Origin of the sequence: Paracoccus sp. J55 (assembly GCF_000513975.1) — a bacterium.
GTDB lineage: Bacteria > Pseudomonadota > Alphaproteobacteria > Rhodobacterales > Rhodobacteraceae > Paracoccus.
This window is the reverse complement of sequence record NZ_AZVA01000020.1, coordinates 35,486-50,665: the sequence shown is the minus strand read 5'-3', so window position 1 is coordinate 50,665 and position 15,180 is coordinate 35,486. Positions and strand designations below refer to the sequence as shown.

The 15,180-nt window shown below is 69.8% G+C and carries 10 protein-coding genes; 6 read left to right on the top strand and 4 right to left on the bottom strand.

Going from position 1 to position 15,180, the window contains the following annotated elements; translation table 11 throughout:
- Window positions 1-38 precede the first annotated feature (38 nt).
- Window positions 39-1,238 carry a putative DNA modification/repair radical SAM protein gene (locus tag PARJ55_RS0115175; protein ID WP_028713808.1) on the top strand — a complete coding sequence of 400 codons (1,200 nt, stop codon included), beginning with the start codon at window positions 39-41 and terminating at the stop codon, window positions 1,236-1,238.
- Window positions 1,235-2,689, top strand: coding sequence for a UdgX family uracil-DNA binding protein (locus PARJ55_RS0115170; RefSeq protein WP_028713807.1), 1,455 nt, complete (start codon window positions 1,235-1,237; stop codon window positions 2,687-2,689). The genes PARJ55_RS0115175 and PARJ55_RS0115170 overlap by 4 nt, the downstream gene beginning before the upstream one ends.
- Window positions 2,690-2,728: 39 nt before the next feature.
- Here PARJ55_RS0115170 and PARJ55_RS0115165 read toward each other — a convergent pair whose 3' ends face one another.
- The 3 genes from PARJ55_RS0115165 to PARJ55_RS0115155 all read right to left on the bottom strand — a co-directional run bounded on the left by PARJ55_RS0115165 (window position 2,729) and on the right by PARJ55_RS0115155 (window position 6,666).
- A complete protein-coding gene (locus PARJ55_RS0115165; RefSeq protein WP_028713806.1) occupies window positions 2,729-4,186 on the bottom strand; it encodes a phospholipase D-like domain-containing protein in 1,458 nt (485 codons plus the stop codon).
- 151 nt (window positions 4,187-4,337) lie between these two features.
- Window positions 4,338-5,981: a peptidoglycan-binding domain-containing protein gene (locus PARJ55_RS0115160; protein WP_232215720.1), complete on the bottom strand. Its 1,644-nt coding sequence runs from the start codon at window positions 5,979-5,981 to the stop codon at window positions 4,338-4,340.
- A gap of 133 nt (window positions 5,982-6,114) precedes the next feature.
- A complete protein-coding gene (locus PARJ55_RS0115155) occupies window positions 6,115-6,666 on the bottom strand; it encodes a helix-turn-helix domain-containing protein (protein WP_028713804.1) in 552 nt (183 codons plus the stop codon).
- 145 nt (window positions 6,667-6,811) lie between these two features.
- On the opposite strand from PARJ55_RS0115155, the gene PARJ55_RS0115145 reads away from it, so the two are divergent.
- Complete coding sequence (locus PARJ55_RS0115145; RefSeq protein WP_028713803.1) at window positions 6,812-9,259, top strand: FAD-dependent oxidoreductase; 2,448 nt, start codon at window positions 6,812-6,814, stop codon at window positions 9,257-9,259.
- A gap of 309 nt (window positions 9,260-9,568) precedes the next feature.
- On the top strand, window positions 9,569-11,590 hold the full coding sequence (locus PARJ55_RS0115140) for an acyltransferase family protein (protein WP_028713802.1): 2,022 nt from the start codon (window positions 9,569-9,571) through the stop codon (window positions 11,588-11,590).
- Window positions 11,591-11,603: 13 nt separating this feature from the next.
- Here PARJ55_RS0115140 and PARJ55_RS0115135 read toward each other — a convergent pair whose 3' ends face one another.
- Window positions 11,604-12,815 (bottom strand): PQQ-dependent sugar dehydrogenase, encoded by a 1,212-nt coding sequence (locus PARJ55_RS0115135; RefSeq protein ID WP_036697628.1) that lies wholly within the window; start codon window positions 12,813-12,815, stop codon window positions 11,604-11,606.
- Window positions 12,816-13,248: 433 nt separating this feature from the next.
- On the opposite strand from PARJ55_RS0115135, the gene PARJ55_RS22270 reads away from it, so the two are divergent.
- Window positions 13,249-14,280: a glycosyltransferase gene (locus PARJ55_RS22270; protein WP_084637875.1), complete on the top strand. Its 1,032-nt coding sequence runs from the start codon at window positions 13,249-13,251 to the stop codon at window positions 14,278-14,280.
- Window positions 14,277-15,173, top strand: coding sequence for an NAD(P)-dependent oxidoreductase (locus PARJ55_RS0115125; RefSeq protein ID WP_028713800.1), 897 nt, complete (start codon window positions 14,277-14,279; stop codon window positions 15,171-15,173). Before PARJ55_RS22270 ends, PARJ55_RS0115125 begins: the two co-directional genes overlap by 4 nt.
- Window positions 15,174-15,180 lie beyond the last annotated feature (7 nt).

Sequence of the window (15,180 nt, the reverse complement as noted above, 5' to 3'; positions counted from 1 at the left end):
GAATTGACGAACATTCCGTGAACATCTAACTTGTCCGCATGACAAGGACGACTCTTCAGGACAAGCTCGCCATCCTTGCGGATGCGGCGAAATACGACGCCTCCTGCGCGTCGGGCGGCGGCCGGGACGGGTCTTCGGGAATCTGCCACGCCTATACGCCGGACGGGCGCTGCATCTCGCTGCTGAAGATCCTGATGACCAATTTCTGCATCTTCGACTGCGCCTATTGCGTCAACCGCGTGTCGTCCAATGTCGAGCGGGCGCGCTTTTCCGTCGAAGAGGTCGTCACGCTGACGCTAGAATTCTATCGGCGCAACCATATCGAGGGGCTGTTTCTCTCCTCGGGGATCATCCGCTCGCCCGACCAGACCATGGCCGAGATGGTGCGCATCGCCCGGACCCTGCGCGAGGGGCACGGCTTTCGCGGCTATATCCACCTGAAGACCATTCCCGACGCCGCGCCCGACCTGATCCGCGAGGCCGGGCTCTGGGCCGACCGGCTGTCGATCAATGTCGAGCTGCCGCAGGATGTCAGCCTGCGCAAGCTCGCCCCCGAGAAGCGCCCCGAAACCATCCGCAACGCCATGGCGCAGGTGCGGCTGGAAAGCGAGGCCGCGCAGGAGAAAAGCCACAGCGGCCGCCCGGCCCCGGCCTTTGCCCCGGCCGGGCAGAGCACGCAGATGATCGTCGGCGCGGACGGCGCGGACGACGTGACGATCCTGAACAGCGCCAGCCGGCTTTATGCGGGCTACGGGCTGCGGCGGGTCTATTACTCGGCCTTCTCGCCGATCCCCGACGCCTCGGCGGCGCTGCCGCTGGTCCGGCCGCCGCTTCTGCGCGAGCATCGGCTTTATCAGGCGGACTGGCTTCTGCGCTTCTACGGCTTCACCGCCGAAGAGATCGCGGCCGGCGCGACGGCCGGCCATCTGGATCTGGACCTGGACCCGAAGCTCGCCTGGGCGCTGCGCCATCGCGGGCTGTTCCCGCTGGAGGTGAACCGCGCCAGCCGGGACATGCTGCTGCGGGTTCCGGGCTTCGGCAGCCGCACCGTCGAGCGGATCATCGCCGCGCGCGCAAACCGTGCGCTGCGATACGAGGACCTGGCCCGCATGGGCGCGGCGATGAAGAAAGCGCAGCCCTTCATCACCCTGCCCGGCTGGTCGCCCGGCAAGCTGACCGACAGCGCCGGCCTGCGCGCCCGCTTCGCCCCGCCGGCCGAGCAGCTGCGCCTGCTGTGAACTACGCCGCCCCCCTGCCCGAATGCGGCACCTTCGAGGCCTGGCACGACGCCGCGCGCGTCGCGATCTCGCATCGCATCCCGCCCGAAGCCATCGACTGGGAGGCAGCTGCCGGGCTTTTCGCGGCCGGTCCCCTGCCCCCGGCCCCGGGCAGCCATCGCGCCCGGGTGCCGCCGGCCTTCATGGCGCTGGCCCGGTCGGTGATCTGGCATTCCGCGCCGGCGCGCTTCGGGCTGCTTTATCAGGCGCTGTGGCGCATCGACCGCCGGCAGGGCGATCCGCTGTCGCAGGCCGATCCCCTGGGCCGGCGGCTGGCCCTGATGGCGAAATCGGTCGAGCGCGACATCCACAAGATGCATGCCTTCCTGCGTTTCCGCGAGCTCCCGGCCGAGGGTTCGCGCCGCCGCTTCGCCGCATGGTTCGAACCCGGGCACAACACGCTGGAGCCCGGCAGCCGCTTCTTCGCCGAGCGTTTCGCCGACATGGACTGGGTGATCGCGACACCGCGCCTGACCGCCCGTTTCCGCGACGGACGGCTCGGCTTCGGCCCCGGCGGCATCAGGCCCGACCTGCCCGAGGATGGCGCCGAGGCGCTTTGGGCGACCTATTTCGCGAATATCTTTAACCCGGCGCGGGTCAAGCTGGACGCGATGCGGTCGCATATGCCCAGGAAATACTGGAAGAACCTGCCCGAGACCCGGCTGATCCCCGCCATGCTGAAGGATGCCGGCGCGCGGGTCGAGCGGATGCGTCAGGCCGGGGCCACCTTGCCCCGGCCCGGCGCCGCCGCCGTTTCCGCCCGCTACCGCGCCGGCCTGTCCCGGCTGCCCGACCAGCCCGAAATGCTGCCCGAAACGCTGAACGAGGCCCGCGCCGGCGCGCGTCAGTGCCGCCGCTGCGGGCTGTGCGAGGCGGCGACGCAGACCGTCTGGGGCGAGGGCGCGCCCGATGCCCGGCTGATGATCGTGGGCGAGCAGCCCGGCGACCGCGAGGATCTGGAGGGCCGCCCCTTCGTCGGGCCTGCGGGCCAGCTCTTGCGCGCGGTCATGGCCGAAGCCGGGGTGGACCCGGCGCAGGTCTGGCTGACCAATGCGGTGAAGCATTTCAAGTTCGCGCCGCGCGGCAAGCGGCGCCTGCACCGCAATCCCGACCGGCAGGAGATCCGGCATTGCCGCTGGTGGCTGGGTCAGGAGCTGGGCCTGATCCGCCCCGGCGCGGTGCTGGCCCTCGGCGCCTCGGCGGCCTATGCGCTGACGGAACGGGACGGCGCGCTCGCCGCCCGGCGGGGCGGGGTCGAGACGGGCCTGCATGGCGGGCCGGTGCTGGTCACCTGGCATCCCGCCCATATCCTGCGCCTGCCCGATCCCGCCCGGCAGGCGCAGGCCCGGCGGCAGCTGGCCGCCGACCTGGCCGCCGCCTTCCGGATCAGCGGCGCGGCCGGAGCCGCCTGACATAGGGTCCGGGACCGCCCCGCCCGACCGGCACCGCCGCTATGCCCGGCGGCGCAGCCGGCCCCAGCCCTTGAACAGCCCGCGTTTCGCGGTGCTCTCGAATATCTCCTCGGGGCCGTTCGGGTCGAGGATCTCGTTCTCGGCCAGCCATTCCTCGATGCCGGTCAGTTCGGGGACGCGATAGGGAACCAGGCTGCGGCCCGGCCCGCGCAGCGCCTCGACCGTGGCGATCAGCGAACCGGTCTCGGCAAGCTTCGCCGCCACCTGCTCCGCGCTCACGCCCAGATGCTCGGCCAGCAGGTCGTCGCGCAGCGCCGCGATCCGGGAAGCGGCATGGGCATTGCCCGGCTCGTCGGCCGACAGGATCACGTCGCATTCGGTATCCAGCCGCATCGAGCGGTTGTTGAAATTCGACGAGCCGACCCGCAGCACCCGGTCGTCCACCACCATGACCTTGGCATGGACATAGATCCCCGCCCCGCCCCGGGTCTGCGGATGATAGATGCGCAGACGGCCCCGGCTGTCGATCCGGCGCAGGGCCTCGACCAGCCGCGCCCGGGCGGTGTCCATCGCCAGCGGCTCCAGCCAGCCGTTGGCGGTATGGGGGTTGACGATGACGATCTCGGGCGGGTTCTCGCCGGCCAGCCGGCGGGCGATGGCATGGGCGATCCGGCGCGAGGCGAAATACTGGCTTTCGGCATAGATCATCCGCTCGGCCCCGGCGATCAGGTCCAGATAGGCGGCCTCGATCTCGTGCACCGGCTCCACCCCGTCCATCGCCGGGATGCTGCGGGCGATGCCCAGGCGGATGTCGGTGAAGGTCGGCCGCGATCCTTCCGGCCAGCAATCGTGGCAATCCTCGCAGGCCGGCAGCGTCTCGCCGGTCGCGGCCCGCCAGCGCGCGCGGGCCAGATCCCCCATCGCGCGCGCCGCCTCTCCGTCGAAGGCGCTGGTGGCGTCGTGCCAGGGGTCGTGCGGGCGGCCGCCCGGCCCGATGCGGCGCGGGTCGTCGTCCAGGTGCTCGCGCCGGTCCCAGCGTTCGACGGTCATGTCGATGCCGCCGCAAAAGGCCAGGCAATCGTCGATCACCACGATCTTCTGGTGATGCGAGCCGGCCGGCGGATGGGCGCCGTCCAGCCGCAGGGTGATGCGCGGATGCGCCTTCCAGCGCAGGATCGTCCAGAGCGTATTGCCGCGGAACATCGCCTTGACGGCGCCGGTATCCCAGCGCAGCAGGCGGATTTCCAGCGCCGGGCTGCGCTCGGCCAGCCAGAGGATGAAGTCGCCCAGCCGCGCGGGGCCGCCGTCCCCGGCCTGTCCCATCTCGATCCTTGCGTCGAAATCCCAGCCGATCAGCATGATCGAGCGCCGCGCCTTGAGCATGGCCCGGCGGGCGGTCAGGAAATAGTCGGCGGCATCGACGATAAAGGCGAAACGCTCTGCCGGCGCGACGCGCCAGCAGTTCCGCCCGGGTTGCAGCAGGGTCTCGGGACTCATCACCATCCGGTTTCCGCAAGGAACTGTTTCGCCACGCAACCTCTGCCCGCCGCTGCGGTTCCCCGGACCGGGACGAAAATCGTACCCGGCGCAAAGAACCCGGCCGGTCCCGCCGGGTCATGCGCATCCCGGCGGGCAAAGAAGCGGCGGGCTATTTCACCAGCTCGCGGAGGATCGTGTCCAGCCCGATCACGCCATTGCCCAGCTGGCCCTGGTTGATCAGCCGGTTGCGGCGCTGGCGGGCCTGCTCGGCATGTTCGCCGCGCGGCCAGTTCTGCAGATATTGCGTATAGCCCTGCACGGTATCGAGCTGCCGCGCCCGGGCCCAGGCGCGGTCCTCGCGGTCGCCGCGCGGCGCGTCGTCACCCCTCGCCGCGGCCGCGGCCAGGCGCTGCCGCGCGTTCTGGGCATAGATGCCGTTCGGATAGCGGTCCAGATAGGCGCGCAGGTTGCGCACCCCGCCCTTGGCGCCGGTCTGCTGCCAATAGGCGCGGTCCTGCTGCTCGCGGCTGGGCGCCGCCGCATTGGCCTGGCTCCGCAGCGTGCCCAGCTGCGCCGAGGTCAGGTAGCCCGTCACCGCATAGCCGTTGCGTTGCTGCCAGCCGCGGATGGCCGAACGGGTGCGCGAGCCGAAGACCCCGTCCGCCCCGCCGGTCGAATAGCCCAGCGTGTTCAGCCGGCGCTGGATCGTCACCCGGTCGGCGCGCGACAGGTTCAGCCGGCTTTCGGCCAGTTCGGCCTGCGACGGCTGGCGCGCGGGCGCGGCTTGGCGCGGCTGCTGGATCTCGGGCTCGCGCGGCTGGACCGGAGCGGGCGCGGGGGCAGGCGCCGGCCGCAGCTCGGTCAGCCGGTTCTGCGCCGCCTCGGCGAATTCCCCCCGGGGATAGCGGGCCAGATAGTCCTCATAGGCCGCAGCGGTATTGGCCGCCGCCGCCTCGGCCCAGAGGTCGCGGTCGGCCTGCGCCGTCCCCAGCGCGTCCAGCCGCGCCTTGGCGGCCGCCGAATAGATCCCGCTGGGATAGCGGTCGAGATAGCCGCGATAGGCCGACGCCGTGTCCTCGGCCGCCGCCTTGGCCCACAGATCGCGGTCGGCCTCCAGCGGATCGGCCGGGGCCTCGGCGGTCCCGGCACCGGCTTCGGCGGCCACCAGCACCAGCTCCGCATCGCCGCCCTCGGCCATGACCAGCCGGTCGTCGGCGCGCAGCAGATCCGCGACCGAGGTGCCGGGCTGCAGCAGCGCCGCCGCCGCCGCGCTGGTCGCCGCGGGCGGACCCGACAGCACCGTCACCCCTTCCGGCGGGGTCAGCGGGCCGATGCCGTTTTCCAGCCCGGCGGCATGTTCCATGCCCTTCTCGTCCAGGCCGAGCAGCAGCACCGCCCCCGGCCGCGCCTGCTTCATCAGGTCCAGCACCATGGACAGCGGCACGCCCTGCCCGCCGGCGCCGACCAGATCGGGCTTCTCGGCATCGGTGCCCATATACCAGCTGTCGCTGCCGCCATGCAGGAAATGGCCGTTCAGCAGCACGATCCGCGCCCCCGGGTCGTCGTCGGGCCGCAGCAGATCGGCCAGCGCCTGCCGCACGTCCTTGACCGTCAGGTCGGCGCCGGCCACGGTGCGGAACCCCGCCGCCTTCATCGCGTCCGAGGCGGCGCCGGCATCGGCATCGGCCAGTTCCGGCGCGTGCCGGTAGCGGGCATTGGCGATCACCACGCCGCGATTTTCGGCCAGGGCCGGTCCCGCCGCGACCAGCGCGGCCAGAAGAAGCGACAGGTGGCGCATGGCTTTCTCCTTCATCGGCAATGCCCTCATAATGCCGCAGGGGCGGTATCGTTCCCGGTTAGCGGCCTGCCCGCAGCCTCACAAGTCCGGGACCGGACACATGGCCGCGAGGGTCCGCAGCTTCGGCGACGGATCGCCGAATGGCCGGTCAGTAGATCGGCGGCGAGACGATCCAGATCACCTCGGCGGGCTCGTCGCCGGGATTTTCCCAGGCATAGGCCGCGCCCCTGAACTGGAAGCTGTCGCCGGGGCCAAGCGCAAAGCGCCGCCCGCCGATCTGCAGCACCAGCCGTCCCGAGATCACCACGCCGCCGTCCTCTTTCTCGCGCGCGGGGCGGATGCCTTCGCTTTTCGAACCGGGCGCGAAGACCGAGCGGATCATCTCGAAGCCCCCGGTCAGCCCGGGCGAGAGCAGCTCTTCGGAAAGCCCGGTATCGGCCGAGCCGATGCGGCTGCGGTCGGCGGCGCGCACGATCAGCCCCTGCTCCTCGGGCTGGCGGGCGGCCGAGCGGAAGAAGAAGCTGATGTTCAGGTCGAAAAGCAGCGCGATCCGGCCCAGGTCCTGGACCGAGGGCGCGGTCACGCCGCGCTCGACCTGGCTGAGCCAGCCGACCGATCGGTCCAGCCGCCCGGCGCATTCCGCGATGGTCATGCCGCGCGCCTTGCGCAGCGCCCTGATGTCCTGACCGATCCTGTCCATGGCCCCGTGCTAGAGGAACGGCATCGCCTTGGCCAGAGAAATGATGCTGATACCCCGCCGCATCACCATAATGAAAAACAATGCTTGAAATTTCATTCAGACGTGGCAGGGTGGCGGGCAGGATTCTCCAGCCAGGAATGCGCCCATGCCCGACCTTCCCCGCTCCGCCCGCGTCGTCATCATCGGCGGCGGCATCTCGGGCTGCTCGGTCGCCTATCACCTGGCCGAGCGGGGCTGGACCGACATCCTGCTGCTGGAACGCAGGCAGCTGACCTGCGGCACGACATGGCATGCGGCGGGGCTGGTCGGGCAGTTGCGCGCCAGCCAGAACATGACCCGGCTGGCGAAATATTCGACCGACCTCTACACCCGGCTGGAGGCCGAGACCGGGCTGGCCACCGGCTTTTCGCAGCGCGGTTCGATGACGGTGGCGCTGACCGAGGCCCGGCGCGAGGAACTCTTGCGGCAAGCCTCGATGGCGCGCGCCTTCGGCATCGAGGTGAACGAGCTTTCCCCCAGCAATATCAAGGATCTGTATCCGCATCTTGAGATTTCGGATGTGGTGTCGGGCGTGCATCTGCCGGGCGACGGGCAGGCCGATCCGGCCAATATCGCGTTGGCGCTGGCCAAGGGCGCGCGGATGCGCGGCGCCCGCATCCACGAAGGCGTCAAGGTCACCCGCGTCACCGCCGACCGCGGCCGCGTCACCGGCGTGGACTGGCAGGCGGGCGACGAGCGCGGCCATATCGCCGCCGCTCATGTGGTCAATTGCGGCGGCATGTGGGGCCGCGACCTTGCGGCGCAGAACGGCGTCACCCTGCCGCTGCATGCCTGCGAGCATTTCTACATCGTCACCGAGGCGGTGCCGGGCCTGTCGCAGCTTCCGGTGCTGCGCGTCCCCGACGAATGCGCCTATTACAAGGAGGATGCCGGCAAGATCCTGCTCGGTGCCTTCGAGCCGGTCGCCAAGCCCTGGGGCATGGCCGGCATCCGCGAGGATTTCTGCTTCGACCAGCTGCCCGAGGACGTGGACCATTTCGAGCCGATCCTGGAAAAGGCCATCGCCCGCATGCCGATCCTGGCCGAGACCGGCATCCATACCTTCTTCAACGGGCCGGAAAGCTTCACCCCCGACGACCGCTATTACCTGGGCGAAGCGCCCGAGCTGGCCGGCTACTGGCTGGCGGCGGGCTACAATTCCATCGGCATCGTCTCGTCCGGCGGGGCGGGCATGGCGCTGGCGGCCTGGATGGACAAGGGCGAGCCGCCCTTCGACCTGTGGGAGGTGGATATCCGCCGCGCCCAGCCCTTCCAGCGCAACCGCCGCTATCTGCGCGAGCGCGTGACGGAAACGCTGGGGCTGCTTTATGCCGATCATTACCCTTACCGCCAGATGGCGACGGCGCGCGGGCTGCGCCGCTCGCCCCTGCACGAGCACCTGAAGGCGCGCGGTGCGGTCTTCGGCGAGGTCGCGGGCTGGGAGCGCGCCAACTGGTTCGCCGGGCCCGGCGAGCCGCGCGAATACCGCTATTCCTGGGGCCGGCAGAACTGGTTCGCAAACAGCGCCGGGGAACACCGGGCGCTGCGCGAGGGCGTCGGGCTGCTGGACATGTCGAGCTTCGGCAAGATCCGGGTCGAGGGGCGGGATGCGCTGGCCTTCCTGCAGCGGCTCTGCGGCAACGACATGGACGTGACGCCGGGACGCATCGTCTACACGCAGATGCTGAACGCGCGCGGCGGCGTCGAGTCCGACCTGACGGCGACGCGGCTGTCCGAGACCGCCTTCCTGCTGGTGGTGCCCGGCGCGACGCTGCAGCGCGACCTGGCCTGGCTGCGCCGGCATCTGGGCGACGCCTTCGTCACCATCACCGACATGAGCGCCGCCGAGGCGGTGATCCCGGTCATGGGGCCGCGCTCGCGCGCGCTTCTGTCCCGCGTCTCGCCGGACGATTTCTCGGAGGCGGCGCATCCCTTCGGCACGGCGCGCGAGATCGAGATCGGCCTGGGCCTGGCCCGCGCGCATCGCATCTCTTACGTGGGCGAGCTGGGCTGGGAGCTTTACGTCAGCTCTGACCAGGCCGCGCATGTCTTCGAGGTCCTGGCCGAGGCGGGCGAGGATCTGGGCCTGCGGCTTTGCGGCCTGCACGCGATGGACAGCTGCCGCATCGAAAAGGCCTATCGGCATTTCGGCCATGACATCACCGACGAGGATCACGTGCTGGAGGCCGGGCTGGGCTTCGCGGTCAGGACCGGCAAGGGCGATTTCATCGGCCGCGAGGCGGTGCTGCGCAAGCGCGAGCAGGGCCTGACCCGCCGGCTGCTGCAGTTCCGCCTGCGCGACCCCGAGCCGCTCTTGTTCCATAACGAGCCGATCCTGCGCGACGGGCGCATCGTCGGGCAGCTGACTTCGGGCGCCTATGGCCACACGCTGGGCGGCGCCATCGGGCTGGGCTATGCGCCCTGCCGGCCGGAGGAGACCGCCGAGGAGCTGCTGGCCTCGGCCTGGCGGATCGAGGTTGCGGGCCGGCTGGTCGAGGCCGAGGCGAGCCTGAAGCCGCTCTACGACCCCCGCTCGCTGCGGGTCGCGGGCTAACGGGATGCGGCGGCGGCCGGCCGCCATGCGAAAGATCGCCTCGGGGCGCGCGCCACGCGCCGGACGGTAGCGGTCCCGGCCATTCGACGTCCGAGAGGGGAACGGGCGGTTCCCCCGCCTCCGGGCGGGCGTCGCGGCGCCGGTCCGCGGCCGGGTCCTTCCTGCGGAGGCGCCCGCCGTGCCGTTTTCCCTGCCCGGCGACGGCCGGAAACCTGCCGCAAAGATACGTTGACCCTGCGAATGGTCCTGTGCGTAAATTTTTCCGACCGGCCGCGCCGGCGCGAAACAGACCCGTCAGCAAGTCAAAGCATGGTTCCCAGTTCCCTTTACCGCCCCGATATCGATGGATTGCGCGCTGTCGCCGTCGGCCTTGTGGTCCTGTTCCACGCCGGCGTTCCCGGGCTTGACGGGGGCTTCGTCGGCGTCGACGTCTTCTTCGTCATCTCGGGCTATCTGATCACCTCGATCCTGCTGCGCGAGGCGCGCGACGGCAGCTATTCCCTGGCCCGATTCTACGAGCGCCGGATCAGGCGGATCTTTCCGGCGCTGGTCGTCGTCCTTGCCGCGACCACGCTCGCCGGGTTCCAGATCCTCACCCCCGAACAGCTGGCCGCCTATGGCAAGAGTATGATGGCCACCATGCTCTTCGTGGCGAATTTCCATCTGGGCATGACCTCGAACTATTTCGCGCCGGACGCGGAAACCCAGCCGCTGCTGCATACCTGGTCGCTGGCGGTCGAGGAGCAGTTCTACATCGTCTTCCCCCTGGCCCTCATCGCGCTGCTGCGCTGGTATCCGCGCGGTGCGAAAGCGGCGCTGTGGCTGGCGGCGCTGCTCAGCTTTGCGGCCTGCGTGGTGCTGACCGGGCTGCGGCCGACCATGGCCTTCTACCTCGCCCCCACCCGCGCCTGGGAACTGCTGGCCGGCAGCCTGCTGGCGATGCACGCGCCGCGCGCCTTGCCGGCGGGGCGGGACTGGATCGCGCCGCTGCTGGGCGCCGCCGGGCTCGGCCTGATCCTGGCGGCGGGGATCGGCATCACCGCCGACACGGCCTTTCCCGGCTGGGCGGCGGCGCTGCCGGTGCTGGGCGCGGCGGCGCTGATCCTGGCGGGCGGGCTGGGCGGCGGGGCGGCGACCCGGCTGCTGTCCACGCCGCCGATGCGCGGCCTGGGGCTGATCTCGTATTCCCTTTACCTGTGGCACTGGCCGGTGATGGTGCTGTTGCGATTCTGGACCATCGATCCGCCGACACCCCTGCAAAGGACGCTGGCGGTGGCGGCGTCGGTCGCCCTGTCCATCCTGTCCTGGAAATATGTCGAGCAGCCGTTCCGCCGCCCCCGTCGCGGGCCCGGACGGCTGCGTCACCCGGCGCTCTGGGCCGGGGCGGGCTGCATCCTCGCGGTCTGCGCCCTCTCCGGCCTGATCGTCCAGGGCCGGGGCCTGCCGGGCCGCTTCACCGCCGAGGAGCGGATGCTGCTGGTCGAGGAGGTGAAGGACGGCAGTCTGCCCTGCGACGGCTTCAGGAACTGGCGCGAAATCGCGCATTGCCCGGTCGGCGCGCCGGACGGGCCGGAAAGCTTTCTGGTCTGGGGCGATTCGCACGGGTTTTCGCTGCTGCCGGGGCTGCACGAGGCGATGAGGTCGCTGGACAGGCGGGGGCTGTTCGTCGGCATTCCCGGCTGCGTTTCCCTGCTTGGCCTGACCCGGACCAGCGAGCCCTTTCCCCGGCTGTGCTACCCGCTGGGGGATCACGTGCTGTCGCTGCTGGACGAGCGGCCGGACATCCGCACGGTCTATCTGGTCAGCCGCTGGTCGGTCTACGCGCAGGGCATGCGCTTCAAGCATGCGCCCACCGCCCGCCAGAGCCTGATCGTCGATCCCGAAAGCCCGGGGCCCAGCCTTGCCGAGAACCCGCGCGCCTTTCGCCGGGCGCTTGACCGCACCATCGCGGAATTCCGGCGCCGGGGGCTGGAGATCGTGGTGGTGAACCAGGTGCCGGACGTGGGCTATCACGTCTCGATCGCCACGGTGATGACCGCCCGCACCCACAGAAAGCTGGACCTGCGCACCAGCCGCGAGGAATATCAGGCCTTTCAGCACTCGACCCGGGCGATCTTCGCCCCCTATGCCGCGCGAAAGGACATCGCGCTCTTGCCGCTGGAACAGCTGTTCTGCGAGGGCGCGATGTGCCGGATCACCACCCGGGACGGCCTGCCCGCCTATTGGGACGACAATCACCTGTCCCGGCGCGGCGCGCTGGAACTGGCCCCGGCCCTGGCCGAATTGCTGCGCCGGGGCCTGGCCGACGGGCCGCCCGGCAGGCGGGACTGACGCGGCGCCCTGGCTAGTCCGGCAGCGCCCCGCGCCGCGCAAGGCGGATCAGCGCGCCCGGATCGTCGTCGATCAGCACCAGCAGGGCGCCGTCGGGGGCGACCTCGATGTCGCGGATACGGCCCAGGCCCGCAGCCAGCCTCTGCTCTCCGGTGACGCGGTCGCCCTCGATCTTCAGCCGCACCACCGCCTCGGCCCGCAAGCCGCCGATCAGCGCGTCGCCCTGCCATTCGGGGAACATCGGCCCGTCATAGAACGCCATGCCGCTGGGGGCGATCACCGGGTCCCAGTAATAGACCGGCTGCTCCATCCCGTCCTGCGCGGTCAGGCCGGCGCCGATGGGCCCGCCGTCATAGGTCAGCCCATAGCTGATGACGGGCCAGCCGTAATTGCGCCCCGGTTCCGGGCGGTTCAGCTCGTCCCCGCCCATCGGCCCGTGCTCGACCGTCCACAGCCGGCCCTGCGGGTCCAGCGCCGCGGCCTGGATGTTGCGGTGGCCGTAGCTCCAGATCTCGGGCTGGGCCTCGGGCGCCGAGAAGGGATTGCCCGGTGCCGGCTCGCCGGTCGCCGGGTCCAGCCGCAGGACCTTGCCCAGATGGTTCTGCAGGTCCTGCGCCACCGGCTCCTCGGGCGGGATGGCGCGCTCGCCGGTGGTCACGAACAGATAGCCGTCGGCGCCGAAGACCAGGCGCGAGCCGAAATGCAACGGCGATTCCACCGCGGGCTGCTGGCGAAAGATCACCCGCACGTCTTCCAGCCTGCTGCCGTCCTGCGACAGCCTGCCGGTCGCGACCGCCGTGGCGCTCTGCCGCTCGCCGCGCGGTTCCGAGAAGCTGAGCCAGACCTGCCGCGTGCTGGCGAAATCGGCGGCGACGGCCACGTCCAGCAGGCCGCCCTGGATCTGGGCATCGACCTCGGGCAGGCCCTGGATCGGCGGCGACAGCTGCCCGTCGCGATAAAGCCGCAGGGCCCCTGCCCGTTCCGTCAGCAGCAGCGCGCCATCGGGCAGCAGCGCCATGCCCCAGGGATGGCGCAGATCCTCGACCAGCGTGGTCCGGCTCAGCCGCAGCGCCCCGGCGATGACCGGGGCGCGGGTCTGGCCGTCGAAGGCCGGGCTCTGGTCCGGGGCATTCGGCGGCGTATCGTTGAAATCCGCCCGCGCGGGCAGGCCGGCCGCAAGCGCCAGCAGCGCGGCGGCGGCAAGGGGACGAAGCGGGGTCAGCATGGTTTCCTTTCCTGTCCAGCCCGTCGGGCGCCCTGGCCTTCACGGCGATTTGCGCTTGCTTTTGGCCTGCCGGAAACGGCGCGGCCACGGGCTATTCTGTAGCCGTTCCGGCAAGCCTTCGTCAATGCGGCGGACCCGGAGGAAAACGGCAGGAAAAAACCCGCAAAAGTTGTCGAAACAGGCAGGAAATACAAGCCAGAAATTGCTTGTCTTTATGCGGAGATGCGGGCAGGCTTTGCCCTATCTTGTCGAATTGTATCGAGGAATCGGAAAGGCATATCGGCACCGGTCGCCCCGGCATCGCCGGCGCGCAGGGGAACTTGCAATTTTTGCCACACAATAACCTTTGAGAAAGCCAATGTCTCAGCGGGTTATCTGGTCAGTTTTTGAATATCTGCTGTGATGAGGCTGCTAAACTCTGGGCGATGTGGACATGTCGTATATCTCTTGGTCGCAAGGCATTATGGTCAGCGTCGTCGTGCCGGTCTATTCCGGCAGCGATTATCTGGAATCCCTGGCCGGCGCGCTAAGCGATCTGCGCCGCGACTGGCAGGAACAGGAAGCGCCGTTCCTGCTGGCCGAGGCGATTTTCGTGGACGACGCGGCCATCGACGATTCCGGCGCCAAGATCGACCGGCTGGCCCTTCAGCACGACTGGATCGTGCCGCTGCACCTGTCGCGCAATTTCGGCCAGCATCCGGCCACCATCGTCGGCATCCTGCACAGTTCCGGCGACTGGGTGGTCACCATGGACGAGGACATGCAGCACCGGCCCGAGGTGATCGCCGCCATGCTGCGCAAGGCCGTGACCGAACATGCCGACATCGTCTATGCCAATCCCGCCTCGGCGGTCCATAACGCGGCGATCCGCGACCTGACCTCGCGCAGCTTCAAGCGGCTGATGCAATGGCTGACCGACAATCCCAGCCTGACCAGTTTCAACAGCTTCCGGCTGATCCGCGGCCCGGTGGCGCGGGCCGCGGCCAGCGTCTGCTCGCACGACACCTATCTGGACATCACGCTGAGCTGGTTCACGCAAAGCATCCGCGCCATCCGGGTCGAAATGAAGGACGAGCGATATATCCGCACCGGACGCAGCGGCTATAGCCTGAAATCGCTTTTCTCCCATGCCTGGAGGATGATCTTTTCCAGCCAGATAAAACTGCTGCGCATCGGCGCGGGGCTGGGATTGCTGGCCATGGCCGTTTCCGTTCTGGCGGCGCTGTATTTCCTGACGGTCAAGCTGTTCTTCCCGGCGGATATTCAGGTGCAGGGCTGGACCTCGCTGTTTCTGGCGATCATGTTTTTCGGCGGGCTTTCCGCCTTCATGCTGGGGATCGTGCTGCAATATCTTTCCTCGCTCGTGCTCAAGGTGCATGGCAAGCCCACCTTCTTCACCATCGACCGCTCCGGCGACGCGGCGGCGGCGCAATGGTTCGACGATGCGCGGGACCCGCGGCCATGAGGATCCTGCAGGTCGAGGGCGCTTCGGTTCTGCTGTTCGGCCTGGGATTGATCGGCAGCGCCGTGGACCGCGCCCTGCGCCTGCGATTCCGGGCGCAGGGATGCGACCGGCCCTATGACTGGCACGATGCGGATCTGCGCCGCGCGCAGGCGGCGGCGATCCGGCTGGCGCTGCGGGATGCGGACAGGGTCGCCGTGGTCTGGACCAGCGGCCAGAGCGGCTTCGGCTCGACCGAGGCGGACATGGGCCGGGAAACCGCCCTGCTGGCCGAGGTGATCGGCATGGCCGAGACCCTGCGGCAGGGCCGGCAGGTCGATTTCCACATGATCAGCTCGGCCGGCGGGCTGTTCGAAAGCCAGACCCATTGCTCGGCCGAAAGCCGCCCCCGGCCGCTGCGCCCCTATGGCCTGGGCAAGCTGCGGCAAGAGCAGGCGCTGGCCCGGGCCGACGGGCTGGACCGGCGCTATGTCTATCGGCCGAGCTCGGTCTACGGGGCCACCCGCTCGAAGCGCGTCGGGCTGGTGACGGCGCTGGTCACCAATGCGCTGACCGGCCGGACGACGCGCATCTTCGGCAATCCGAACACGCTGCGCGACTACGTCCTGTCCGACGACATCGGCCATTACATCGCCGGCAAGGCCGCAGGCCCCGACGAGCCCCCCGGAGAGCGGACCTTCCTGCTGGCCCGCGGGCGCTCCGCCTCGGTCTTCGAGGTCATCGAACGGGTGCGGGAACGGGTGGAAAGGCCGCTTCTGCTGCAATTCGACCCGCATCCCTCGAATGTCCGGGACATGAGCTTCCTGCCCTCCGCCCTGCCCCGGGACTGGCATGCGACCCCGCTGGTCGCCGGGATTTCCCGGATCGCCACCATGGCCCGCAGCGGCATTGCCTGAAAGGAGC

Excerpts from the sequence above, each read along its gene's own strand:
- PARJ55_RS0115175 (WP_028713808.1), top strand. The coding sequence starts at position 39 with ATGACAAGGACGACTCTTCAGGACAAGCTCGCCATCCTTGCGGATGCG.
- PARJ55_RS0115165 (WP_028713806.1), bottom strand. The coding sequence starts at position 4,186 with ATGAGTCCCGAGACCCTGCTGCAACCCGGGCGGAACTGCTGGCGCGTC.
- PARJ55_RS0115160 (WP_232215720.1), bottom strand. The coding sequence starts at position 5,981 with ATGAAGGAGAAAGCCATGCGCCACCTGTCGCTTCTTCTGGCCGCGCTG.
- PARJ55_RS0115155 (WP_028713804.1), bottom strand. The coding sequence starts at position 6,666 with ATGGACAGGATCGGTCAGGACATCAGGGCGCTGCGCAAGGCGCGCGGC.
- PARJ55_RS0115145 (WP_028713803.1), top strand. The coding sequence starts at position 6,812 with ATGCCCGACCTTCCCCGCTCCGCCCGCGTCGTCATCATCGGCGGCGGC.
- PARJ55_RS0115140 (WP_028713802.1), top strand. The coding sequence starts at position 9,569 with ATGGTTCCCAGTTCCCTTTACCGCCCCGATATCGATGGATTGCGCGCT.
- PARJ55_RS0115135 (WP_036697628.1), bottom strand. The coding sequence starts at position 12,815 with ATGCTGACCCCGCTTCGTCCCCTTGCCGCCGCCGCGCTGCTGGCGCTT.
- PARJ55_RS22270 (WP_084637875.1), top strand. The coding sequence starts at position 13,249 with ATGTCGTATATCTCTTGGTCGCAAGGCATTATGGTCAGCGTCGTCGTG.
- PARJ55_RS0115125 (WP_028713800.1), top strand. The coding sequence starts at position 14,277 with ATGAGGATCCTGCAGGTCGAGGGCGCTTCGGTTCTGCTGTTCGGCCTG.